Raw genomic sequence first — 24,272 nt, 5'->3', positions numbered from 1 at the left:
ACACCTTACCATTTGCGGCAATTGATGCACAGGTCTCGTTCGTTATCTATTTCCCGCACAACGGTTGCGTTCTCCCTCGCGTTGCCTTCGCCGCCGCAAAGGCGGACAATACGGCATCACAAACAAAGGGAGAGAAATCATGATCGATTACGGTCATTTCATCGGCGGCAAGCGTGTCGCCGGCACCAGCGGCCGCAAGCAGGACGTCATGCAGCCGATGGACGGCACGGTGCGCGGCACGGTGGCGCTGGCCTCGCAGGCGGAACTGCGCGCGGCGGTCGAGAATGCCAAGGCCGCGCAGCCCAAATGGGCGGCGACCAATCCGCAGCGCCGGGTGCGCGTGCTGATGAAATTCCTCGAACTGGTCGCCCGCGACTATGACGAATTGGCCGAGATCCTGGCGCGCGAACATGGCAAGACCATCGCCGACGCCAAGGGCGACATCCAGCGCGGCCTCGAAGTCGTAGAGGTCTGCATCGGCGCGCCGCATATGATGAAGGGTGAGTTCACCGACGGCGCCGGCCCCGGCATCGATGTCTATTCAATGCGCCAGCCGCTCGGCGTCGTCGCCGGCATCACGCCGTTCAATTTCCCGGCGATGATCCCGCTTTGGAAGATCGCACCGGCGATCGCCTGCGGCAACGCCTTCATCCTGAAGCCTTCGGAGCGTGATCCGGGCGTGCCGATGCGCATTGCCGAGCTGTTCATCGAGGCCGGCCTGCCGGCTGGCATCCTCAACGTCGTCAACGGCGACAAGGATGTCGTCGACGCTATCCTCGACGATCCCGACATCAAGGCCATCGGCTTTGTCGGCTCGACGCCGATCGCCCACTACATCTATTCGCGCGGCACGGCGGCCGGCAAGCGCGTGCAGTGCTTCGGCGGCGCCAAGAACCACATGATCATCATGCCCGACGCCGACATGGACCAGACCGTCGACGCGCTGATCGGCGCCGGCTACGGCTCGGCCGGCGAGCGCTGCATGGCGATCTCGGTGGCGGTGCCGGTCGGCAACGACACCGCCAACCGGCTGATGGAAAAGCTGATCCCGCGCGTCGAGAGCCTGAAGGTCGGACCGTCGACGGACTCGGCCGCCGATTTCGGCCCGCTGGTCACCGCCCAGGCGCTGGAGCGCGTCAAGGGCTACGTCGATACCGGCGTCAAGGAAGGCGCCAAGCTCGTCGTCGACGGCCGAGGCTTCAAGATGCAGGGCTATGAGGACGGCTACTATATGGGCGGTTGCCTGTTCGACAACGTGACGGCGGACATGCGCATCTACAAGGAAGAGATCTTTGGGCCGGTGCTCTCGGTGGTGCGCGCACCGACCTATGAGAACGCCATCAAGCTCGCCAACGATCACGAGATGGGCAATGGCGTCGCCATCTTCACCCGCGACGGCGACGCGGCGCGCGACTTCGCCAGCCGTGTCCAGGTCGGCATGGTCGGCGTCAATGTGCCGATCCCGGTGCCGATCGCCTACTACACCTTCGGCGGCTGGAAGGCGTCTTCCTTCGGCGACCTCAACCAGCACGGCCCGGACGCGTTCCGCTTCTATACAAAGACCAAGACGGTGACCTCGCGCTGGCCGTCGGGCATCAAGGATGGCGCCGAATTCGTCATCCCGACGATGAACTAGCCGGACGTTTTCTTCGTCTGCGCGTCCTCGCTCCGGGCGCGCGGGCAGGCATCAAGGATGATGCGGAGTTCGTCATCCCGACGATGGACTGACCGGACGAGAAGACGCGATTTTACTCAAGGCCTAAGTCTCCGGACTTAGGCCTTTTGTTTGCAAACGTTAATGTGATGGAACCGGCGGGGGCTCGCGGGACTTAGGGCTGCAATCCTGCCGTGGAGGAGGCCCGGCAGACAACCAGGGCGCCGCACGGCGGGCCGGTGGCATTGCATCGTCCGGCGCAAGGAGGTGTCAGATGACACGACGTCTTACGGCGACACTGTTCGTTGCGGCGATGGCGATGTGCACCGGCGCTGCTCAGGCAAATGCGGCCGGACAATGCGCCGCACGCGCCGATATCGTGAAAGCGCTCGGTGAGAACTTCCACGAAAGCGAAGCCGGGCGCGGCCTGATCAATCCCAATGTGGTCCTCGAAGTGTTCGTTTCCGATCAAGGCAGCTGGACGGTTCTGGCTTCCGACACGAAGGGCCAGAGTTGCATCCTGTCGGTCGGCGAGGGCTGGGACAGCCCAACGATCAAGGCGGCTTTGCCGGGCGCCTGAACTATTTTTGCAGTTAGCGCGTCGCGGCCACCTCGGCATGGCCGCGCAGCAGAGCCATCAGTTTCTTGGCGTCCTTGGCGGCGCCGTCCTCGTCGCCGTCCAGGATCGAGCGGATCAGTGCTACATGGTGCTCGGCGGATTCCGCCAGCCCGGTGTCCGCCTTGTAGCGGAACCAGAAGCGGCGGCTGTGGGTCTGCAGGGGGGCGGCCAGCCGGGCGGCGAACGGGTTGTCGGCAGCCAGTGCCAGCGCCTCGTCGAGCGCCTTGTCGGCCTGGATGAAGGCGAGCACATTGCCCGAGATGACTGCCTTCTGCATGGCGAGCGCCGCCTCGTGAAACAGGTCGGCGGCCTCGCGGGTGACGAAACGGGCGGCTGATCGTGCGAGCACCACCTCGACGCCGCGCCGGGCATCGAGTACACGCAGCCAGTCGCCCGGATGCAGCGGCGCGATCGCGATGCCGGCGCGGGGCCTGACGTCAAGCAGCCCTTCCCAGGCCAGCCGCTGGATCGCCTCGCGCACCGGCGTGCGGCCGAGCGCCAGCCGCTCGATCAAGGAGCCCTCGGTGACAAAACTCGACGGGGCCAGTTCGAGCGTGACGATCATGTGCTCAAGGACACGGTAGGCCTTGGTCGCCGCGGGCTCGGACAGGGTGCTTGCTTCCATGGATATCAAAGCCGGTTTCCTGATATATCTAGAATATATCATAGGGGATTCCGCATTGACAGCGGCTTTCCTAACAGATATATGGCTGATATATCAGATGGAGAAATAGCCATGTGGACCGGAGTTTACCCCGCCGTCACGACCAAATTCACCGCCGACGACCGGCTCGACCACGCCGAAATGGAACGTTGCTTCAGCTTGCAGATGGAGGCCGGCTGCGACGGCATCATCGTCTGCGGCTCGCTCGGGGAAGGGCCGATGCTGTCGCCTGACGAGAAGATCGAGGTGCTGAAGACCGCGCAGAAGATTGCAGGCAAGAAGCCGGTGCTGCTGACCGTCAACGAGGCCGGCACCCGCGAGGCGACCAGCATCGCCAGGCGCGCCGCCAAGGAAGGCGCCAACGGCCTGATGGTGGTGCCGAGCCCGATCTACCACACCAACGCGGAAGAGACCGTGGCGGCCCTGCGCGCCGTGGCCGAGGCAGGCGACCTGCCGGTCATGATCTATTCCAACCGGCTCGCCTATCGCGTCGACGTCACCGTCGACCAGATGGAGGAGCTGGCATCGGACAAGCGCTTCGTCGCCATCAAGGAATCTTCCGACGACATCCGCCGCTCGACCGAGATCATCAACCGCCTGGGCAGCCGCTACGACCTGTTCACCGGTGTCGACAACCTCGCCTTCGAGGCGCTGTCCGTCGGTGCCATCGGCTGGGTGGCCGGCCTGGTCACCGCCTTCCCGCGCGAGACCGTCGCCATCTACCAGCTGATGAAGCACGGCCGCCGCGAAGAGGCGCTTGCCATCTACCGCTGGTTCCGGCCGCTGCTCGACCTCGATGTCTCGACCTATCTGGTGCAGAACATCAAGCTTGCCGAAGTGTTCGCCATCAATACCAATGATCGCGTCCGCATGCCGCGCATGCCACTGTCGGGCGAACGCCGCAAGACCGTCGAGAAGATCGTCAAGGATGCGCTGGCGGTGCGGCCGACACTGCCACAGTTCTAAGGAGAAGATGCCGGCAGCCAGGTGAAGGGCAGCGCCCACGTGACAGGAAGTACCAAATCGACAGAAGCGGGGCGCCGCCCCGCCCTTCGGGCACCTTCTAACCGTGAACGGGGAGAAGGGAAAGACATTGCCATCGTCGGTGGCGGCATCATCGGTATTTGCGCGGCTGCCTTCCTCGCCGAGGCCGGGCTGGATGTCACGGTCTTCGATCGCACCGGCATCTGCGAGGAGACGAGCTCAGGCAATGCCGCCGCCTTTGCTTTTTCCGACGTGCTGCCGCTGGCGCACAAGGGCATGATCAGGCAGCTGCCGAAATGGCTGGCCGATCCACTCGGCCCGCTCAGCATCCCGCCCGCCTACCTGCCCAAGCTGCTGCCCTGGCTGATCCGGTTCTGGCGCGCCGGCGCGCCGGGGAAATACGAGGCGAGCCTGACGGCCCAGGCCGGCATGATGAAGCTTGCCGAGGCCGAATGGATGGATCTGCTCGATCGGTCCGGCACGCGGCCGATGCTGCGCGAGGACGGTTCGCTCGAGCTCTACGAAAGCGAAGCCGAGTTCCGCGCCTCACTGTCGGGCTGGGCGGCGCGCGAGCGCTTCGGCATCGGCTTCCGCCATGTAGAAGGTGAAAACCTCGCGGGCTTGCAGCCTGGGTTGTCACCGCGCTTCGTCAAGGGCACCTTCGTGCCGGGATGGAAGACGGTCGCCGATCCAAAACTGCTCGGCAAGGCGGTGTGGGCTTACGCGCAGTCCAAGGGCGCCCGCTTCGAGATGGCCCGCATCGACCGCGTCGCCGCGAATCAGGATGGTGCGACACTGACGCTGGCCGATGGCTCGACAAGACAAGCCAGGCACATCGTCGTTGCCGCGGGCGCCTGGTCGCACCTGCTGGCGCGGCAACTCGGCGATCGCATTCCGCTGGAGACCGAGCGCGGCTACAACACGACGCTGCCGACGAGCGCTTTCGACGTGAGGCGGCAGCTGATCTTTTCCGGTCATGGCTTCGTCATCACCCCGCTCGAAACGGGCCTGCGCGTCGGCGGTGCCGTGGAACTCGGCGGCATCGAGCGGCCACCCAATTTCAACAGGTCGAAAGCGCTCCTGCAGAAGGCGCGGAAATTCCTTCCGGGGCTCGATCCCTCGGGCGGACGCGAATGGATGGGGTTCCGGCCCTCGCTGCCGGATTCGGTGCCCGTCATCGGCAACGCGACGCGAAGCCGGTCGGTGATCTACGCCTTCGGTCACGGCCATCTCGGCCTGACCCAGGCCGCGGCAACCGGGCGGTTGATCAGGGAATTCGTTCTGGGGCAGACTTCGTCCGTTGATCTGGCCCCCTTCAGCCCACAACGGTTTTGATATCGAGGAGCGACATGGCCAAGAAATCCTTTTTCTGCATCGACGGCCACACCTGCGGCAACCCGGTGCGGCTGGTCGCCGGCGGCGGGCCGCTGCTGCAGGGCTCGACGATGATGGAACGGCGCGCGCATTTCCTCGCCGAATATGACTGGATCCGCACCGGCCTGATGTTCGAGCCGCGCGGCCATGACGTGATGTCCGGCTCGATCCTCTATCCGCCGACACGCGAGGACTGCGACATCGCCATCCTGTTCATCGAGACGTCCGGTTGCCTGCCCATGTGCGGCCACGGCACCATCGGCACGGTGACGATGGCCATCGAGCACGGCTTGATCAAGCCGAAGACGCCGGGTGTGCTCAGGCTCGACACGCCGGCCGGCCTAGTCATCGCCGAATACAAGCAGGTCGGCGAGTATGTCGAGGAGGTGCGCATCACCAATGTGCCGTCCTTCCTCCATGCCGAAGGGCTGACAGTCGAATGTCCAGGGCTGGGTGAAATAACCGTCGATGTCGCTTATGGCGGCAATTTCTATGCCATCGTCGAACCGCAGGCGAGCTATCGCGACATGGCCGATTATTCCGCCGGCGACTTCATCGCCTGGAGCCCGGTGGTGCGGCAGCGGCTCAACGAGAAGTATTCCTTCGTGCATCCGGAGAACCCCGGCATTGCCGGATTGTCGCACATGCTGTGGACCGGCAAGCCGACGGTCGAGGGCGCCGATGCCCGCAATGCCGTTTTCTACGGCGACAAGGCGATCGATCGCTCGCCCTGCGGCACCGGCACATCGGCGCGCATGGCGCAGCTTCATGCCAAGGGCAAGCTCAAGGCCGGCGACGCCTTCGTCCATGAATCGATCATCGGCTCGCTGTTCAAGGGCAAGGTCGAAAAAGAGGTCACCGTGGCTGGCAAGCCGGCAATCATCCCCTCGATCGGCGGCTGGGCGCGCATGACCGGACTGAACACCATCTTCATCGACGACCGCGACCCGTTCGCGCATGGTTTCGTGGTCAAGTAGGAGAATCCTGACCTTGCGGAAAGGAGTGTGACGAAAAAACGAACCATGTCAGGAACGCAACGATTCTTCTCATCACCTAATCTTGACGGTGATTTCTTCGAAACGGAGCGCATGATGCGGCCCAATCGTCAAAGACATTGCGTTATGCCAATGGTAGGGTCCGCGATAGTCCAGGGGCTGGGTGCGAAAAACGGGCGATCGGGAAGACGTGACTTGGAACCACGCGGAGCGGTCGAAAAAATCACGTTGCAATCCGGGCTCGAAACTTTACGACTAGGGGAAATACGAAAAGGAATGCGTCTGCATGGGCGACATTCCAGGGGAGCCATGTACACATGCAGTATTTTGTCCAGCAGCTTATCAATGGGCTGACGCTGGGATCGATCTATGGGCTGATCGCAATCGGCTACACGATGGTCTACGGCATCATCGGCATGATCAATTTCGCCCATGGCGACATCTTCATGGTGGGCGCCTTCACGGCACTGATCGTCTTCCTCATCCTCGGCGCGCTGTTTTATTCGGTGCCCGTGGTCATCGCGCTGCTGGTCATGATGATCGTGGCGATGCTGCTCACCAGCCTCTACAACTGGACGATCGAGAAGGTGGCCTACCGGCCGCTGCGCGGTTCGTTCCGGCTGGCGCCATTGATCACCGCCATCGGCATGTCGATCGCGCTGTCGAACTTCGTCCAGGTGACGCAAGGCCCCCGCAACAAGCCGATCCCGCCGATGGTCAGCCAGGTCTACAACATCAACGGCGTCAGCGTGTCGCTGAAGCAGATCATCATCGTCATCGTCACCGCTTTGCTGCTGGCGCTGTTCTGGTACCTGGTCAACAAGACCTCGCTCGGCCGGGCGCAACGCGCCTGCGAGCAAGACCGCAAGATGGCCGCACTGCTCGGCATCGACGTCGATCGCACCATCTCGATCACCTTCATCATGGGCGCAGCCCTTGCCGCCGTCGCCGGCACGCTGTTCCTGATGTATTACGGCGTCATCGCCTTCTCGGACGGCTTTACGCCCGGGGTAAAAGCTTTCACGGCGGCGGTTCTTGGCGGCATCGGCTCATTGCCAGGTGCCGTGCTGGGCGGCCTCCTCATCGGCTTCATCGAGAGCATGTGGTCGGCCTATTTCTCGATCGACTACAAGGACGTCGCTGCCTTCTCGATCCTGGCGATCGTCCTGATCTTCCTGCCTTCCGGCATCTTGGGCCGGCCAGAAGTCGAAAAGGTCTGAGACCATGGCCGTGACCGTATCTCCAGAGCGCGACATCGTCGCCAGCCCCATGCAGCGCGCGCTGCGCGAGGCCTTCTATGCCGGCGCGATAGCGCTCGGCCTGTTCGTGCTGTTCATCGGCCTCAGGACCGACCAGAACATTTCCAACGAACTGGTCGTGGTGCAGCGCTGGGGCCTGCTTGCCGCGGTGGTGATCGCCACGGCCGTCGGGCGTTTCCTCTATGTCGCCTACGGCCAGCCCTTCATGGCTAACCAGAAGATCGCCGATGTCGCCACCGGGCTCATGCCGGCAAGTGTGGCATCCCGCTTCTTCACCCTGCCGACCTTCATCGGAGCGGTCGTCGCCATGGTGCTGCTGTTCGTGTTCAACAGCTCTCTCGCCGGATGGGTTGGGGCAGAACCGGCCGGCTACCTGCAATTCCTGCGTGCCCTGGCGGTCATCTATGTGCTGGCCTGCGTGATCTATTACTTCCGCGCCTTCATCCATGCCAACTTCACCAAATTGGGCATCTCGGCATTGGTGCTGTACCCGATCCTCGTCGTCGCGGTGCTGTCACTCAACGCCTGGTCGGTCGCCACCGGGCTGCAGGGTTCGTTGAAATGGGTCGATAATTTCGGCATCCAGATCCTGATCTATGTGATGCTGGCCTGGGGACTGAACATCGTCGTCGGCCTCGCCGGTCTGCTCGATCTCGGCTACGTCGCTTTCTATGCGCTTGGCGCCTATGCCTATGCGCTTCTCGCCACGCATTTCGGCCTGTCGTTCTGGATACTGTTGCCCGCCGCGGGCGCCATGGCCGCGCTCTGGGGGGTGCTGCTCGGCTTTCCCGTGCTGCGCCTGCGCGGCGACTATCTGGCGATCGTGACGCTCGCCTTCGGCGAGATCATTCGCCTCGTGCTGATCAACTGGCGCGAGGTCACCAATGGGTCGGCCGGCATCTCCGGCATTCCCAAGGTCAGCTTCTTCGGCTTGATGTCGTTCAACGTGTCGGACCCGAATTACATCGCCAAGGTGCTGAACATCGCCACGTCCAGCGCCTACTACAAGATCTTCCTCTACTACCTGATCCTTGGGCTCTGCCTGCTAACCGCCTTCGTCACCATCCGGCTTCGGCGCCTGCCCGTCGGCCGCGCCTGGGAAGCCTTGCGTGAGGACGAGATCGCCTGCCGCTCGCTCGGTATCAACACCACCACCACCAAGCTGACGGCCTTTGCCACCGGCGCCATGTTCGGCGGCTTCGCCGGTTCGTTCTTCGCCGCGCGGCAAGGTTTCGTCAGCCCCGAATCCTTCGTCTTCCTGGAATCGGCCATTATCCTGGCCATCGTCGTGCTCGGCGGCATGGGCTCGCTGGTCGGCATCGCCGTCGCCGCGATGGTGATGATCGGCGGCACCGAGGCGCTGCGCGAACTCGACTTCCTCAAGCAGGTCTTCGGGCCCGATTTCACACCGGAACTCTACCGCATGCTTCTGTTCGGCATGGCCATGGTCATCGTCATGCTGTGGAAGCCCCGCGGCTTCGTCGGCAGCCGTGAACCGACAGCCTTCCTAAGGGAACGAAGAGCTGTCTCAGGCTCCTTCACCAAGGAGGGCCACGGCTGATGAATGCGACCACGCAAGTGAACGATGCCATCCTGCAGGTCGATCATCTGTCGATGAAGTTCGGCGGCCTGGTCGCCATCGGCGACCTGTCCTTCACCGCCAGGCGCGGCGAAATCACCGCGCTGATCGGACCCAACGGCGCCGGCAAGACCACCGTGTTCAACTGCATCACCGGCTTTTACAAACCGTCGGAGGGCATGATCACGCTCAACCGGGCCGACGGTTCCAACTACCTGCTGGAACGGCTGCCCAACCATGAGATCCCGGCGCGCGCCAAGGTGGCGCGGACCTTCCAGAACATCCGCCTGTTCTCGGGCATGACGCTGCTGGAGAACCTGCTCGTCGCCCAGCACAACAAGCTGATGAAGGCATCGGGCTATACGATCCTGGGCCTGTTCGGCTTCAGCGGCTACCGCAAAGCCTCGGCCGAATCGGTGGAGCTTGCCAAGCACTGGCTGGAAAAGGCCGATCTCGTCGATCGCGCCGACGATCCGGCCGGCGACTTGCCCTACGGCGCGCAGCGGCGGCTCGAGATCGCGCGCGCCATGTGCACCGGTCCTGAGCTTCTGTGCCTCGACGAACCGGCGGCCGGCCTCAACCCGAAGGAATCGGCGGCGCTAAACGAACTGCTGATGGACATCAAGCACACGACCGGCACCTCGATCCTGCTCATCGAACACGACATGTCGGTGGTCATGCAGATTTCCGACCACGTCGTGGTGCTGGAATATGGCCGCAAGATCTCCGACGGCAATCCACAGTCGGTGCGCACCGACCCGCGTGTCATCGCCGCCTATCTCGGCGTCGACGACGAGGAGGTCGAGACCGCGCTCACCGAAGTCGGTGACGAGGACGTCATCGAACAGCTCGATATCGGTCCCGACTCGGCGCATGGCCCGGGGACGTCGTCGTCGTATCTGGCCGGGCCGGTGAGCGACACCGTCGGCCATAGCGAAGGCGAGCGGGTGACCGTGTCGAAAGGCGCTTCGAAGGCAGCGCAGGTCGACGCCCGCGCCGCCACCGTGGCAAGCAGGCCTGTCGCACCGGTACCAGCCATGCCCGCGCCGAAGAAAGCGGCACCAAGGAAAACGGCCGCCAAGGCGCCTGCCGCGAAGTCCGAAGGCGTTTCGAACCGCCTCGCTGCCCCCCGTGGCGGCAAGGCCGACAATCTTACCCGCATCAAGGGCATCGGGACCGTCAACGAGAAGAAGCTCAACGAACACGGCATCTTCCACTTCGACCAGATCGGCGCCTGGAAGAAGGCCGATGTCGAGGCGGTCGAGGCCTATCTCGCCTTTGACGGACGCATCGCGCGCGAGGAATGGGTCAAGCAGGCGAAGCTGCTCGGTCAGGGCAAGGATACGCAATTCTCGCGCCGCGTCGATGCGGGCAAGGTGGCGACCAGTCATGCTTCCGGCAAGGCCGCGGGCACAGGCAAGCCCGTTCAGGGCAAGCGTGGAGGGGGCAAGTGATGGCCACGACAACGCTGCTCGATATCAAGGGCGTGGAGACCTATTACGGCAACATCCGTGCGCTGAACGGGGTCAACGTCACCGTCAAGCAAGGTGAAATCGTGGCGCTGATCGGCGCCAACGGCGCCGGCAAGTCGACGCTGATGATGACCATCTTCGGGGCTCCGCGGGCCCGCACGGGCACCATCACCTTCGCCGGAACCGATATTACCCAGTTGCCGACGCACGAAATCGCACGCATGCGCATCGCACAGTCACCCGAGGGCCGGCGCATCTTCCCGCGCATGACGGTGATGGAAAACCTGCAGATGGGCGCCAGCCTCGATAACCTCAAATACTATGGCGAGGACGTCGAGAAGGTGTTCACGCTGTTCCCCAGACTGAAGGAGCGCATCGCCCAGCGTGGCGGGACCTTGTCGGGCGGCGAACAGCAGATGCTGTCGATCGGACGCGCACTGATGGCGCGGCCGAAACTGCTTCTGCTCGACGAGCCGTCGCTGGGTCTGGCGCCGCTGATCGTCAAGCAGATCTTCGATGCCATCCGCGAATTGAACCGCACCCAAGGGCTGACCGTGTTCCTGGTCGAGCAGAACGCGTTCGGCGCGCTCAAGCTCGCCACGCGCGGCTATGTCATGGTCAACGGCAATGTGACCATGAGCGGCACCGGCAAGGAACTGCTCGCCAATCCGGAAGTGCGCGCCGCCTATCTCGAAGGCGGACATCACTGAGTTCAGGAGACTTCCCATGCAAGGCATTCTCTACGAGGAACCATCGATCTGGCAGTTCTTCTTCGTCACCTGCCTGCTCGGCGGCTGGGCGGCCTGGATGACCGGCAAGGCCAGTGCCCAGACATGGCGCAGCTTCATCCAGCTGTTCGCCTACATGCTCGGCCTCGGCATCGGTATCCGTTTCATCCATCATGCGCTGTTCGACGGCACGATGTTCTCGCTGCATTACTATATCGTCGATACCATCGTGCTGATGATACTGGGCTTCGTCGGCTATCAATACACACGAACCAACCAGATGGTCACACAGTATAATTGGCTCTATGAAAGAGCTTCCATCTTGAGCTGGAAACCGAAAGGTTGACGTTCATCATTAACGCCGCGTCAGGGATGAATCGGCGTGACAAGTGCCTGAAAATCGGCAAACTATGCTTTCTGCGATAAGGGTGGGCATCGCATGAAAGCTTCATCCACGCCCACTCCGTTAATGGGAGCGTTTAAATGAAAAAGTCACTTTTGTCCGCCGTAGCCCTGACCGCGCTCGTCGCGTTCGGCGGCAACGCGTGGGCTGATGTAATGTTCGGCGTCGCCGGTCCGATCACCGGTCCGAACGCGGCCTTCGGCGCACAGCTGCAGAAGGGCGCCGAAGCGGCGGTCGCCGATATCAATGCCAAGGGCGGCATCAATGGCGAGCAGATCAAGCTCGAAGTCGGCGACGACGTCTCCGATCCGAAGCAGGGCATCTCGGTCGCCAACAAGTTCGTCGGCGACGGCGTCAAGTTTGTGATCGGCCACTTCAACTCGGGCGTGTCGATCCCGGCCTCCGAAGTCTATGCTGAAAACAATATCGTCGAAATCACGCCGGCCGCGACCAACCCGAAGTTCACCGAGCGCGGCCTGTGGAATGTGTTCCGTACCTGCGGACGCGACGACCAGCAGGGCAGCATCGCCGGCGCCTATATCGCCGCGAACTTCAAGGATGCCAAAGTCGCCGTGATCCATGACAAGACCCCTTACGGCCAGGGCCTCGCGGACGAAACCAAGAAGGCGATGAACGCCGCGGGCGTCAAGGAAGTGATGTATGAAGGCGTCAATGTCGGCGACAAGGACTTCTCGGCGCTGATCGCCAAGATGAAGGAAGCCGGCGTCACCCTGATCTACTGGGGTGGCCTGCACACCGAAGCCGGCCTGATCATCCGTCAGTCCGCGGACCAGGGCCTCAAGGCGCCGATGATGTCGGGTGACGGCATTGTGACGGACGAACTCGCCGCCATCGCGGGCGACGCCGTCGCCGGCACGCTCAACACGTTCGGCCCCGACCCGCGGCTGATCCCGGCCAACAAGGAACTCGTCGAGAAGTTCCGCGCGCAGGGTTTCGAGCCGGAAGCCTACACGCTCTACGCCTATGCCGCCGTGCAGGTGGTCGCCGAGGCGGCCGCCGCCGCCAAGACGAACGATCCGCAGGCCGTCGCCAAGGCGATGCATGAAAACGGGCCGTTCCCCTCCGTTCTGGGCGATCTCGCCTATGACGCCAAGGGCGATCCGAAGCTGCCGGGCTACATCATGTACGAATGGAAGAAGAAGGATGACGGGAAGTATTCCTGGTTCCCGAAGTCGTAATTCATTCGGATCCGAAACCAACGATGCCCGGCGCCTCGCGCCGGGCATTTTCTTTGACGCGCCGGCAGCGGTGACATCCCCGTCAGCTTTCCTTGGTTGGGAAGATCGCATCCAGGATCGAAATTGTCGCCATTGTTCCGTCCGTTCGAACGAATGCGTGCGAGTGTTGGCCGGATAATTGATTTAAATCGGTTTAAACCTGCGTCGATTTTGTTTGCACTGCAGCATTTTCACGTTAATCATTGCCTCGATTTCCCGTCCCTTCCGCTGCTGGAGCCCAGTCCTTGGCCATCACGAAGATCCTCGTCGCCAACCGGTCAGAAATCGCCATCCGTGTCTTTCGCGCGGCCAATGAACTGGGCCTCAAAACCGTGGCGATCTGGGCCGAGGAGGACAAATATTCGCTGCACCGCTTCAAGGCCGATGAAAGTTACCAGGTCGGGCGCGGACCGCATCTCAGCAAGGACATGGGGCCGATCGAGAGCTATCTGTCGATCGAGGAGGTGATCCGCGTCGCCAGGCTTTCGGGCGCCGATGCCATCCACCCCGGCTACGGGCTGCTGTCGGAAAGCCCCGAATTCGCCGAAGCCTGCGCGCAAGCAGGCATCACCTTCATCGGGCCGAAGCCCGACACGATGCGCCGGCTGGGCAACAAGGTCGCCGCGCGCAATCTCGCCATCGAGGTCGGCGTGCCCGTGGTGCCGGCCACCGATCCGTTGCCGGACGATTTGGAGGCGGTCAAGGAGCTCGCCAAGACGGTCGGTTATCCGGTCATGCTGAAGGCTTCGTGGGGTGGCGGTGGCCGCGGCATGCGCGCCATCCGTTCCGAGGCCGAACTCGCCCGCGAGGTCATGGAAGGCAAGCGCGAGGCGAAAGCCGCCTTCGGCAAGGACGAGGTCTATCTCGAAAAGCTGATCGAGCGCGCTCGCCATGTCGAAGTGCAGGTGCTTGGCGACACACACGGCAATGCCGTGCACCTGTTCGAGCGCGACTGCTCGATCCAGCGCCGCAACCAGAAGGTCGTCGAGCGCGCGCCGGCGCCCTATCTCAGCGAGGACCTGCGCCAGGAGCTTTGCGGCTACGCGCTGAAGATCGCGCGCGAGACCAGCTATATCGGCGCCGGCACCGTCGAATTCCTGCAGGACGCCGATACCGGCAAGTTCTACTTCATCGAGGTCAATCCGCGCATCCAGGTCGAGCACACCGTCACCGAGATGGTGACCGGCATCGACATCGTGAAGGCGCAGATCCACATCCTCGACGGCTTCGCCATCGGCACGCCGGAATCGGGCGTACCGGCGCAGAGGGACATCCGGCTGAACGGCCATGCCTTGCAGTGCCGCATCACCACCGAAGACCCCGAACACAATTTCATTCCGGACTACGGCCGCATCACCGCCTATCGCGGCGCCACCGGCTTCGGCATCCGCCTCGACGGCGGCACGGCGTATTCCGGCGCGGTCATCACCCGCTTCTACGATCCGCTGCTGGAGAAGGTCACGGCCTGGGCGCCGACGCCGGCAGAGACGATCGCCCGCATGAACCGCGCCTTGCGCGAGTTCCGCATCCGCGGCGTCGCCACCAACCTCACTTTCCTCGAAGCGATCATCAATCATCCGAGCTTCGCCGACAATTCCTATACGACGAGGTTCATAGACACGACGCCGGAGCTGTTCCAGCAGGTCAAGCGCCAGGACCGCGCCACCAAGCTGCTCAACTACCTGGCCGACGTCAGCGTCAACGGCCATCCCGAGACGCGCGGGCGGCCGACGCCAAAGGCAGACGCGGCGCCGCCCGTGGTGCCTTATCTCAACGGCAATGTGCCGAGCGGCAGCAAGCAGAAGCTCGACGTGCTCGGGCCGGAGAAGTTCGCCGCCTGGATGCGTGAGCAGAAGGAAGTGCTGGTCACCGACACGACGATGCGCGACGGCCACCAGTCGCTGCTCGCGACCCGCGTGCGCACGCATGACATTGCCGGCATCGCCGGCACCTATGCGCGCGCCTTGCCGCAGCTCCTGTCTCTCGAATGCTGGGGCGGCGCCACTTTCGACGTCGCCATGCGCTTCCTCACCGAGGATCCGTGGGAGCGGCTGTCGCTGGTGCGGGAAGCAGCCCCCAACCTGTTGCTGCAGATGCTGCTGCGCGGCGCCAACGGCGTCGGTTACACCAATTATCCCGACAATGTCGTGCAGCATTTCGTCAAGCAGGCGGCAAGCGGCGGCATCGACCTGTTCCGCGTCTTCGACTGCCTGAACTGGGTCGAGAACATGCGCGTCGCCATGGACGCCGTGGGCGCCGAGGGCAAGCTGATCGAAGCGGCGATGTGCTATACCGGCGACATCCTCGATCCGGCCCGGGCCAAGTACGACCTCAAATATTATGTCGGGCTCGCCAGCGAATTGCAGGCAGCCGGCGCCCATATCATCGCGGTCAAGGACATGGCCGGCCTGTTGAAGCCGAGTGCCGCCCGCGTGCTGTTCAAGGCGCTGCGCGATGCGACCGACCTGCCGATCCATTTTCACACCCACGACACATCAGGTCTGTCGGCGGCAACCGTGCTGGCGGCGGTGGAAAGCGGCGTCGACGCCATCGACGCGGCGATGGACGCCTTCTCCGGCAACACGTCGCAGCCATGTCTCGGTTCGATCGTGGAAGCACTGAAGGGCACGGAGCGTGATCCGGGCCTCGACCCGCAGTGGATCCGCAAGATCTCGTTCTACTGGGAAGCCGTTCGCAACCAATACGCCGCCTTCGAGAGCGACCTGAAAGGGCCGGCCTCGGAAGTCTACCTGCACGAAATGCCGGGCGGACAGTTCACCAATTTGAAGGAACAGGCCCGTTCGCTGGGGCTGGAGACACGCTGGCACGAAGTGGCGCAGACCTATCATGACGTCAATCTGATGTTCGGCGATATCGTCAAGGTGACGCCGTCCTCGAAGGTCGTCGGCGACATGGCGCTGATGATGGTGAGCCAGGACCTGACCGTTGCCGATGTCGAGAACCCGGCCCGCGACATCGCGTTCCCGGACTCGGTCGTCTCGATGCTGCGCGGCGACCTCGGCCAGTCCCCGGGCGGTTGGCCGCGGGTGCTGCAGAAGAAGGCACTGAAAGGCGACAAGCCGATCACGGCGCGGCCCGGTTCGTTGCTGAAGCCGGCCGACCTCGAGAAGAGCCGCAAGGAGATCGAGGACAAGCTCGAGCGCAAGCTGTCGGAATACGAATTCGCCTCGTGGCTGATGTATCCGAAAGTGTTTTCCGACTTCGTCGCCGCGCAGGAAACCTACGGCCCGGTCAGCGTTCTGCCGACGCCGACCTATTTCTACGGCATGAAATCGGAAGACGAGATTTTCGTCGATATCGAAAGGGGCAAGACCTTGGTCGTGCGCTGCCAGGCGTTCGGCGATGTCGATGAGAAGGGCATGGTCACCGTGTTCTTCGAGCTCAACGGCCAGCCCCGGCGTGTGAAGGTGCCCGACCGCGCGCATGGTGCCTCGGCAGCCAAGGCGCGCCGCAAGGCGGAGCCCGGCAACGAGGCGCATGTCGGGGCGCCGATGCCGGGTGTGGTTTCGGCGCTTGCGGTTGCCGCCGGCCAGGCGGTCAAGGCCGGCGACGTGCTGCTCTCCATCGAAGCGATGAAGATGGAGACGGCGTTGCACGCCGAGCGCGACGGTACGGTTGCCGAGGTGCTGGTCAAGGCCGGCGACCAGATCGATGCGAAGGATCTGCTGATCGCGTTCAACTGAGAGCTCGCGAGGAACGGGCAGGCCTGTCGGCTTCTGGCGGCAGGCTTGGCGAGCTGTTCGATAACGGCTTGACCCGCCGGCCCGGGTCGGGCATCGAACCGCTGAAATTCGCCGCGGCACGTTCCCCGAGTCGCGGCGCGGAACCGATTTGGAGAAAACATGGCCGACGATATCACCGAGACCAGCCAGACTGTTGCCGCCGGCCAGCTGCGTGCCTTGATCGAGCGCATCGAGAGGCTCGAGGAAGAAAAGAAGACGATATCAGACGACATCAAGGAAGTCTTCGCCGAGGCCAAGGGCACCGGCTTTGACACCAAGGCAATCCGCACCATCATCCGGTTGCGCAAGAAGGACCAGGCCGAGCGCCAGGAGGAGGATGCCATCCTCGATCTGTACATGGCCGCGCTCGGCATGGTCTAAGAGCCTGTTTGGAAATTCTACTCTGGCGGCCATCCGATGGCGTTTTCCGCGCTTCCGTTGCTCACGGACCAATGTCCGCCGCGCTACGGTTCTCGAAACCACCACCACATGACCGACCGGAGCGAATTTCGAAACAGCCTGTGAGGCTCAGCAACGGTCCTGACCTGGGTGATGCTGGAGCGGCATCGAACCATGAGGCTATCATTCTCGATTTCGGCCGAGGAAACGCCACCCCAGGTGTCGTGGACGCCGTCGCCGATGCAATTTCGGCGGGCGTCCCCGTATTTGTCACTTCCCGATGCCAAGAGGGCTTCGAAAAGATCTTGTTCTTACGCGCGTCGCGCCGGGACCACGGGCGCCGCCCCTTCATGAGCGGCAGGTGGAGACTAGTCCAGGCGAGCTTTCGATCCCAGGCCTGACATCCAGCGGAAACATTTCCGAAATCGAGATGAAATTGGATCGCGCTAAGATCTCGACCGCTCGTAGTTGCGAATTTCCTAATAGCCGGGCTACGCTATTGTGCTATCAAGAAGGATCCGAACAAGTTCGGCCTGGCGATGAACGCCCGCTTTCTCAAAAATGTGCATGAGATGCGTCCGTACGGTACCAGCCGATAAACCGAGCCGTGCCGCCGCTGCCTCGCGGCCGTCCCCTTTCAAAACCTCCAAAGCCACCGCCGCCTCCGCTCGGGTAAGGCCGAATTTGCGATGGAAAATGTCTTTCCTCGCTTGCGCTTCATCATGCAGGTCAAAGGCAACAACGATTACCTTTGGGTAGACTCTAGCCAACGGATCGATGTCTCGATGGAAATCATCGAACCGGAGCGGAGCGACATGGACCCGCCACGGCCCTCGGCCCGGTCTCCGCGGAACCGTCAAGGTTCCGCCGCAATCCCCGACCACATGCCCGCTCTGGGCGCAGGCGGCAATTCGGCGGCGCAAGTCACTTGAAGCGCGCGGATGAGATGCGGCAAGCCGGTCTCCTTCACACAGCAATCCGTCGCATTGCGACAACGCGTTGCCTGCGCTGCGGTTCGCGAAGAGAACCTTGCCACCTGCATCGACCAGTATGACACCGGCGTCGGGGCGGTCCAGCGCCGCGCAAACACCTGAGACCAGCATTTCCGCGCCGGCTATCCGCTCCGCCACCTGCAGCGAACCAGCGAGATGCTGCGACAGGACGCGGATGACCGAGATGTCATCGTCGTCGTAATCCTCCCGACCCAACCTGCGCCCGGCTACAAAGAATGCCTGCAGAAGGGGCGAGCGTTCGAGAGGTGTCACAACGCCGTAGAAACCACCCATTGGACGAGGGACTTCGTTGTAGAAATCCGAACGGACAAATTCCCGGTCAGGGATCATTCCGGAACTGGGCTGAGGCGCGAGGGTCGGCACCCGATTCATCCATCGAGGCAATCTCCCCTCACGAACAACGGCCGCGAACCGAGCCAGATTTTCAGGCTCCGTCCAATGCCCACTACGGCTACATCAGCCTTGGCAGGGCGGCCGCTAACCAAGAACACATTTTCGCTGCGGGAGGCCGCGGCGGCGGATGACAGGGCGGTTGTCCAACCGCCGACGGTGATCGGTGCGCTGTGAATGCTCTGCACTGCGGCCAAAATAGCATCCAAGCTTCCCACTAGGGTCCCTCGACCGTGCCGTTCTGAACGGACACAGCAAGTAAAATATACGACATACGTCTGATGCGCCAGCGGCGAACTACTGCAAGCAATTGCGGCGTGTCTGCAACAGTGGTGGCACTGAATTGGGAGAATCTGTGAGGGCCAAACCTCCCGTTTGGGTCGCCGTCTTGTCGAAGGGGTCGAGGTCATGAGCGCCGCGCTATCACTTGCTTGCCAGGCGGCAGGTGAATGGATCAAGGGATTGGACACCCGGCCGGTTGGCGCGACAGCGACCTTGCCGGAACTCCGGCGATCTTTAGGCGGCCCTTTGCCTCCGCATGGCCGAAGCGCGGAGGAAGTCGTGCGGACACTGGCCAGGGATGCCGCCCCCGGAATGCACGGCAATGCGGGCGGACGGTTTTTTGCCTGGGTGTTCGGCGGCGGGCTGGAATCTGCGCTGGCGGCAGACTGGCTCGTTGCCGCATGGGACCAGAACGCCGCACTTTATTCCGCCAGTCCTGCTTCCGCAGTGATCGAAGAAATCGCCGGAGAATGGATCAAGGAGTTGCTCGACCTGCCACGGGACGCTTCTTTCGCTTTCACCAGCGGTTGCCAGATGGCGCACGTAACGGGCCTTGCCGCGGCGCGCTTCGGGCTGCTCGAGCGCGCCGGCTGGAAGGTCGAGGACGACGGGCTGTTTGGAGCACCCGCGATACGCGTGCTGACCAGCGACCAACGGCACGTCACCATAGACCGTGCGGTGCGCTTCCTGGGCATCGGCCGAAACGCCCTCGAAACGCTGCAAACTGATAAGGATGGGCGTGTCCCTGCTGCCGAGCTTGCCAGAGCGCTTCCGGGCGATTCCAGGCCGACCATTCTCGTGCTCAACGCCGCCGACCTGAACATCGGCGCATGCGATCCGTTCAAGGAGTTGATCCCGCTGGCACAATCAGCCGGCGCTTGGGTTCACGTCGACGGCGCCTTCGGACTATTCGCACGTGCAAGCCGGACATACCGCGATCATCTCGACGGCGTAGAACTGGCGGACAGCTGGGCGACCGACGCTCACAAATGGCTGAATGTGCCTTTCGATTGCGGCATCGCAATCGTCCGAGACCGCACGGCGCATCGCGCAGCGATGACATCAAGCGCGGCATACGTCGTGCCGACATCCAGCGCGCGCGACCAGTCGGACTGGAACCCGGAATACTCCCGCCGCGCGCGCGGGATTCCTGTTTACGCCGCGCTGAGGGAACTCGGCCGCAGCGGCGTAGAGGCTCTGGTCGACCGCTGTTGCATGCATTGCGCCAACATAGTCGACGGGATTGGCGAACTGCCGGGTGCGGAGATAATTGCACGGCCCACACTCAATCAGGGCCTGGTCCGGTTCGGCCGACCGGGAGCGTCGCCCGAGGAAAACGACGCTTTCACGGACGAAACCATTCGAAGGATCAACGAGACCGGCGAAGCTTTCTTCTCGGGCACAACGTGGCGGAACCGGCGCGCCATGCGCGTCAGCGTGGTCAACGCGCGCACCACCGGGTTGGACGTGAAGCGTGCGATCGCGGCCGCGACGACAGTGTTGCTGCGGAATTTTGCCGAAAGCATAGCGAATTGAGCGGGCATGGGTGGCGATTGCTGGAACGGCGCGAAGCCGTCATTCACGTGTAGGCCCTCGGGAGGTAGCGATTCGGCTATCCATGGGAGAGTAAAATGTTCGGAAGTGCGCATCGCGGAGCCGGGCTGGTGTCTGGGGCGCCATCGTATTACGAGCCGTCGACATGGAGTGGTAGTCGTCTGAGGCCGACGGAAAGGCAAGCCGGGAGGCCGGCAAAGGGGGCCGACTCATTGTTGAGACTGGCGGCGACACTTGCGACCTCGGTGTTTTGGGAGTTGCAGGCGCATGCCGCCACCGTTGATGTAGCCGTCGTATTCGCGGTCGATTTCTCATCCTCAATCGATCCAGCCACTGCAGATCTGCAGCGCAAGGGACATGCCGCGGCACTCACTTCGCCCGAGATCATTGCCGCCATCGCGCGCAATTACGTCGGTTGCATCGGGGTGGCTTACTTTGAGTGGTCGAGTCCCGGACACTCACGCGTCGTGCTGCCATGGACGACCATCTGCGGACTGGAAGAGGCCAGAGCGGCCGCATCGGTGATCAGCAAGAAAGGAGATACCGGCTTCGCCCGCCGGGGGCGAAGCGGAACATCGGTTTCCTCGGCCATCGACATCGGAAGCCTGCTGCTCGACCAGTTTCCGGGAAAGGCAGCCAAGAAAGTAATCGACATCTCAGGCAATGGCGAGAACAACGATGGGTTGCCTGTTCAGTTGGGCAGGTTGAACGCCGTTGCCAAAGGATACACGATCAATGCGATCGCCATTCCGGCGCAAGACGAGAACGCCGACCACCCGTTGGCGTCCTATTTTGCCCATTCCGTCATTGGCGGTCCGCAGGCCTTCGTCATGACACTGACAGAACCTAGCGACTACGCCACGGCTCTTCGCCGAAAGTTGGCGACTGAAATAAGCATGAATGTTGACCAACAATTTCCGCGAAAAGCGGGCGAGCGGCCGTGAACCCTTCCCTGAAATTGAGGACGAACTTCTCTCTGCGCACCGTTGGGCAAATGCCAGGGGTCATTCCATGAGACGGTCGCAAAGGTACATTGCATTGGTCTGGCTGGCCTTGGTCGGCGATGCCGATGCTCACGATTGGTATACTGGCAAGATTGACCCAGTTCTTCATTATGATTGCTGCGGCAACAAAGATTGCCACCCTATTGATTCCAGCGACGTCAGAGAGACTAAAGACGGCTATTTTGTCAGGCTGCCTCGCCCCGCCTACAGGAATGAGCCACAAGAGGCGGAGTGGTTCATTCCTAGAGAGCGTGTCCAGGCCGCGCCGGACGATCGCTACCATATTTGCGAGCGCCTAATAACGTTTTACCGAACGATCATCCCCCATATGAAGTTCGAAGCCTATCAGAGATTCAGGTGGGCGTGTTTCTTCGCGCCGAGGGCACAAGTTCAATCGCGCAGAGTCGCTAGTGGAAATCTGACCCTTGGTACCCGAATTGGATACAGGCGATCAGATGCCGTGGCATTTCTCCCTCCTTTTCGCAGCAACCGAGCTCACCCTAAGTAACACCTTAGCGATAAGGCCCGGATGTTTGGAACTGGTGGAATCGTTGTGGCGCATGGGTTTGAGGGGGTGGAAGGCATAGGAGTTGGGCGACAGATTCACGTAGTGGCGAAAAGGCTTCGACACCAAGGCAATTCGCATCATCATCCAGTTGCGCAAGAAGGATCAGGCCGAGCTCCAGGAGGAGGATGCCATCCTCGATCTGTACATGGCCGCGCTCGGCATGGTCTAAGACTGGAATCAGTCTGGGGCGTCATGCGGCGCCCTCAACGGTTCGAACCATGAGCGAATTCGACTTTGGCGGCCGTCGCGCCTCGGAATTCCGCCATCGCGGCTTCTGGTCGCTGTTTGCCGAACGGCATCCGGAAGAAAGGGCCCGGCTGGCGCGGCGAGGACCCTGGTTCTGGCAGCGCGGGCTGCCCGACTTCGCACTGGTCCTTTCCATGTATGTCGCGCCGGCGCAGAACCATGTCGGCGTCTTCTTCGGCCGCAACGAGAAGTTCGGCGCCACGCAAAGCTGGGCGCGGCTGGAGCCGTTCCGGCCGGCGATCGAAGACAGGCTGAAACTCAGGCCGGAACAAAGCTGCGAAGGCCTCGGCATCAATTCGATGTGGCGGGTCAATTGCTTTCCCGAGGACAACTGGCCTGCCATGACCGACTGGCTGGTGACGGAATGCTCACGGGTCGAGCGCGCCGTAACCGAAGTGCTTGGGCAGGGTAGGTGATCGCGGATTTCTTCCGCTCGCGTTGGCTTGGCGAGGTGCCGGTCGACCGGCTGTTCTGGCGTGACATGATGCTTGTCGGGACCGTGATCAATATTGCGTCGTCTGCTGCGGCGCTGATCCTGCTTGGGCTGAAGATGCCGCTCGGCCTTGTCCTGGCGGTGCATTTTGCACCGGTCCCCTACAACGTCTTCCTGACTTTGGCGGTCTGGCGCACGGCTGAGAAGGCCGGCGGTGCGAGGGCTTCGCTCTTCATGCTCGGATCAGCGCTCTGGCTGATCGCCACGATCGTCGTCTGACCAGGCGACCCGTACGAAAAAGGGCGGCCGGAGCCGCCCTTCGCGAGAAATGATGACGCCTGTTCAGGCCGCGGGCTCGAATTTCAGCGCCACGCCATTGATGCAGTAGCGCAGGCCGGTCGGCGGCGGGCCGTCCTCGAAGACATGGCCGAGATGGCTGCCGCAACGAGAGCAGTGGCATTCGGTACGGACCATGCCGTAGCTGCGGTCGACCGTGTTCTCGACCGAGCCCGGAACGGGATCGTTGAAGCTCGGCCAGCCGGTGCCGCTCTCGAACTTCAGCGTGGATTGGAACAGCGGCTGGTCGCAGCCAACGCAGGAAAAAGTGCCGGCACGCTTCTCATAGAGCAGGGCGCAGCTCCCCGGCCGCTCGGTGCCATGGTTGCGCATGACCGCGTATTGCTCCGGCGTCAGCCGGGCGCGCCATTCGGCGTCGGTGCGGGTTACGGGGTAGGTGTGGGTGTCCATTTGATCTCCTCAGCCTTGGCGGCTCGTTCTTGGTTGCAACCGGATGTTCGCAACAAGATAGGCGTTTGTTACGGCATTTGCCCGCATTTTCGAGCGGACCACCTGGAATTCCTCAGGCGATCGCCGCGAGATAGCGCGTGACGGAGGCGGCCAGCGCCGTCTTCGCATCGCCGATGATGTTCTGGTTCCACCATGCGCCGTAGATGTCGTCGAAGGCGAACGGCGCAAGGGCTGCCGCGATGCGGTGTATGGCGGCAGCATTGAGCGGGATCTGGTTCGGATAGCTGTACATGAAGCTGACATGGCGGCGTGTCGGCGTCACCTGCAGGATGTCGCCGGTCAGCAGGGCATCGGCACCGTCGCGTTTCCAGTGCAGCACCTGGCCGCCGGCAAAGTGGCCGCCGCAGCGGATGAGTGTCAGCGACGGGTTGATGGCCAGCGTCTCGCCTTGCCAACTGACGATCGAGCGATGCGGCCGCATGATCCATTGCCGGTCGTCGGCATGGAGATAGATCGGCACGCCGCCAAACGCCTCGCTCCATTCGACCATCACCGAATAGTAATGGCAGTGCGAGATGGCGATCGCGGCAAGGCCGCCGCGGCGGTTGATCTCCGCCACCGCCTCGTCGCTTACCATCGAGATGCAGTCCCATAGCACATTGCCGTGCGGCGTTTGCGCCAGCAGCGCCCGCTGGCCGATGGCGAAGCGCGGCTCGATGCCAAACGCGAGCACGCCGGCGTCGTCCTTCATCACCAGCCGATGCGCGGCGGCGAGTTGTTGCGGCGTGGTCCAGGCCTGGCCCTCCCAGCGCACATACTGCCGTTCGTCCTCGCAAATCGGGCAGTGTCGCGGTGGCGTTTCCGTCGCCGCGAACTGGACGCCGCACTGCAAGCAGAGGAAGCAGGTCATCTGATCTCCCGTGG

20 protein-coding genes and 2 pseudogenes are annotated in these 24,272 nt (G+C 62.6%); 18 read left to right on the top strand and 4 right to left on the bottom strand.

Annotated elements, in window-relative coordinates:
* The first annotated feature begins 139 nt into the window (after nt 1-139).
* Nucleotides 140-1,636 carry a CoA-acylating methylmalonate-semialdehyde dehydrogenase gene (locus tag O7A70_RS22100; RefSeq protein ID WP_027141740.1) on the top strand — a complete coding sequence of 499 codons (1,497 nt, stop codon included), beginning with the start codon at nt 140-142 and terminating at the stop codon, nt 1,634-1,636.
* A gap of 292 nt (nt 1,637-1,928) precedes the next feature.
* Nucleotides 1,929-2,234: a hypothetical protein gene (locus O7A70_RS22095; protein ID WP_027141741.1), complete on the top strand. Its 306-nt coding sequence runs from the start codon at nt 1,929-1,931 to the stop codon at nt 2,232-2,234.
* Between the two features lie 13 nt (nt 2,235-2,247).
* Here O7A70_RS22095 and O7A70_RS22090 read toward each other — a convergent pair whose 3' ends face one another.
* Complete coding sequence (locus O7A70_RS22090; protein ID WP_442921201.1) at nt 2,248-2,940, bottom strand: GntR family transcriptional regulator; 693 nt, start codon at nt 2,938-2,940, stop codon at nt 2,248-2,250.
* Between the two features lie 69 nt (nt 2,941-3,009).
* On the opposite strand from O7A70_RS22090, the gene O7A70_RS22085 reads away from it, so the two are divergent.
* The 11 genes and pseudogenes from O7A70_RS22085 to O7A70_RS22035 all read left to right on the top strand — a co-directional run bounded on the left by O7A70_RS22085 (nt 3,010) and on the right by O7A70_RS22035 (nt 17,093).
* Nucleotides 3,010-3,903 carry a dihydrodipicolinate synthase family protein gene (locus tag O7A70_RS22085; protein ID WP_337142341.1) on the top strand — a complete coding sequence of 298 codons (894 nt, stop codon included), beginning with the start codon at nt 3,010-3,012 and terminating at the stop codon, nt 3,901-3,903.
* Nucleotides 3,904-3,942: 39 nt separating this feature from the next.
* Nucleotides 3,943-5,256, top strand: coding sequence for an NAD(P)/FAD-dependent oxidoreductase (locus O7A70_RS22080; RefSeq protein WP_337142340.1), 1,314 nt, complete (start codon nt 3,943-3,945; stop codon nt 5,254-5,256).
* A 14-nt stretch (nt 5,257-5,270) separates the two neighbouring features.
* Nucleotides 5,271-6,272: a 4-hydroxyproline epimerase gene (locus O7A70_RS22075; RefSeq protein WP_337142339.1), complete on the top strand. Its 1,002-nt coding sequence runs from the start codon at nt 5,271-5,273 to the stop codon at nt 6,270-6,272.
* Between the two features lie 335 nt (nt 6,273-6,607).
* Nucleotides 6,608-7,510, top strand: coding sequence for a branched-chain amino acid ABC transporter permease (locus O7A70_RS22070; RefSeq protein WP_015315217.1), 903 nt, complete (start codon nt 6,608-6,610; stop codon nt 7,508-7,510).
* Between the two features lie 88 nt (nt 7,511-7,598).
* A pseudogene (livM, locus tag O7A70_RS22065) lies at nt 7,599-9,110 on the top strand (high-affinity branched-chain amino acid ABC transporter permease LivM); the annotation flags it as partial.
* A complete protein-coding gene (locus tag O7A70_RS22060; protein WP_337142337.1) occupies nt 9,110-10,582 on the top strand; it encodes an ATP-binding cassette domain-containing protein in 1,473 nt (490 codons plus the stop codon). The pseudogene livM and the gene O7A70_RS22060, both read left to right, overlap by 1 nt.
* The gene (locus O7A70_RS22055) at nt 10,582-11,310 is read left to right on the top strand and encodes an ABC transporter ATP-binding protein (RefSeq protein WP_127276520.1); all 729 of its coding nucleotides are present in this window, start codon (nt 10,582-10,584) and stop codon (nt 11,308-11,310) included. The genes O7A70_RS22060 and O7A70_RS22055 overlap by 1 nt, the downstream gene beginning before the upstream one ends.
* Nucleotides 11,311-11,326: 16 nt before the next feature.
* Nucleotides 11,327-11,674, top strand: coding sequence for a DUF6867 family protein (locus tag O7A70_RS22050; RefSeq protein WP_140509916.1), 348 nt, complete (start codon nt 11,327-11,329; stop codon nt 11,672-11,674).
* A 137-nt stretch (nt 11,675-11,811) separates the two neighbouring features.
* Nucleotides 11,812-12,930 carry a branched-chain amino acid ABC transporter substrate-binding protein gene (locus O7A70_RS22045; protein ID WP_140713112.1) on the top strand — a complete coding sequence of 373 codons (1,119 nt, stop codon included), beginning with the start codon at nt 11,812-11,814 and terminating at the stop codon, nt 12,928-12,930.
* 284 nt (nt 12,931-13,214) lie between these two features.
* On the top strand, nt 13,215-16,673 hold the full coding sequence (pyc, locus tag O7A70_RS22040) for a pyruvate carboxylase (protein WP_337142336.1): 3,459 nt from the start codon (nt 13,215-13,217) through the stop codon (nt 16,671-16,673).
* A gap of 159 nt (nt 16,674-16,832) precedes the next feature.
* On the top strand, nt 16,833-17,093 hold the full coding sequence (locus tag O7A70_RS22035) for a DUF2312 domain-containing protein (RefSeq protein ID WP_015315223.1): 261 nt from the start codon (nt 16,833-16,835) through the stop codon (nt 17,091-17,093).
* Between the two features lie 509 nt (nt 17,094-17,602).
* Here the strand turns inward: O7A70_RS22035 and O7A70_RS22030 are convergent.
* Nucleotides 17,603-18,487 (bottom strand): helix-turn-helix transcriptional regulator, encoded by an 885-nt coding sequence (locus tag O7A70_RS22030; protein ID WP_337142335.1) that lies wholly within the window; start codon nt 18,485-18,487, stop codon nt 17,603-17,605.
* Between the two features lie 435 nt (nt 18,488-18,922).
* On the opposite strand from O7A70_RS22030, the gene O7A70_RS22025 reads away from it, so the two are divergent.
* The 5 genes and pseudogenes from O7A70_RS22025 (at nt 18,923) to O7A70_RS22005 (ending at nt 22,880) form a co-directional block, all read left to right on the top strand.
* Nucleotides 18,923-20,332 carry a pyridoxal phosphate-dependent decarboxylase family protein gene (locus O7A70_RS22025; protein ID WP_337142334.1) on the top strand — a complete coding sequence of 470 codons (1,410 nt, stop codon included), beginning with the start codon at nt 18,923-18,925 and terminating at the stop codon, nt 20,330-20,332.
* Nucleotides 20,333-20,427: 95 nt separating this feature from the next.
* Nucleotides 20,428-21,294 carry a DUF1194 domain-containing protein gene (locus O7A70_RS22020; protein WP_442921200.1) on the top strand — a complete coding sequence of 289 codons (867 nt, stop codon included), beginning with the start codon at nt 20,428-20,430 and terminating at the stop codon, nt 21,292-21,294.
* Nucleotides 21,295-21,974: 680 nt separating this feature from the next.
* Nucleotides 21,975-22,091: pseudogene (locus O7A70_RS22015) on the top strand (DUF2312 domain-containing protein); the annotation flags it as partial.
* Nucleotides 22,092-22,140: 49 nt separating this feature from the next.
* On the top strand, nt 22,141-22,584 hold the full coding sequence (locus O7A70_RS22010) for a hypothetical protein (protein WP_337142332.1): 444 nt from the start codon (nt 22,141-22,143) through the stop codon (nt 22,582-22,584).
* The gene (locus tag O7A70_RS22005; RefSeq protein WP_140713108.1) at nt 22,581-22,880 is read left to right on the top strand and encodes a hypothetical protein; all 300 of its coding nucleotides are present in this window, start codon (nt 22,581-22,583) and stop codon (nt 22,878-22,880) included. Before O7A70_RS22010 ends, O7A70_RS22005 begins: the two co-directional genes overlap by 4 nt.
* A 63-nt stretch (nt 22,881-22,943) precedes the next feature.
* Here the strand turns inward: O7A70_RS22005 and msrB are convergent, their stop codons facing one another.
* Both msrB and O7A70_RS21995 read right to left on the bottom strand, forming a co-directional pair.
* Nucleotides 22,944-23,348: a peptide-methionine (R)-S-oxide reductase MsrB gene (gene msrB / locus O7A70_RS22000; protein ID WP_027141754.1), complete on the bottom strand. Its 405-nt coding sequence runs from the start codon at nt 23,346-23,348 to the stop codon at nt 22,944-22,946.
* A 112-nt stretch (nt 23,349-23,460) separates the two neighbouring features.
* Nucleotides 23,461-24,258 (bottom strand): MBL fold metallo-hydrolase, encoded by a 798-nt coding sequence (locus O7A70_RS21995; protein WP_337142331.1) that lies wholly within the window; start codon nt 24,256-24,258, stop codon nt 23,461-23,463.
* Nucleotides 24,259-24,272: the final 14 nt, after the last annotated feature.

This window comes from Mesorhizobium sp. Cs1299R1N1, assembly GCF_037179655.1.
GTDB classification, from domain to species: Bacteria; Pseudomonadota; Alphaproteobacteria; order Rhizobiales; family Rhizobiaceae; genus Mesorhizobium; species Mesorhizobium salmacidum.
Note: the sequence above shows the minus strand (reverse complement) of the source record. Positions and strands in the feature narration are given on the sequence as shown.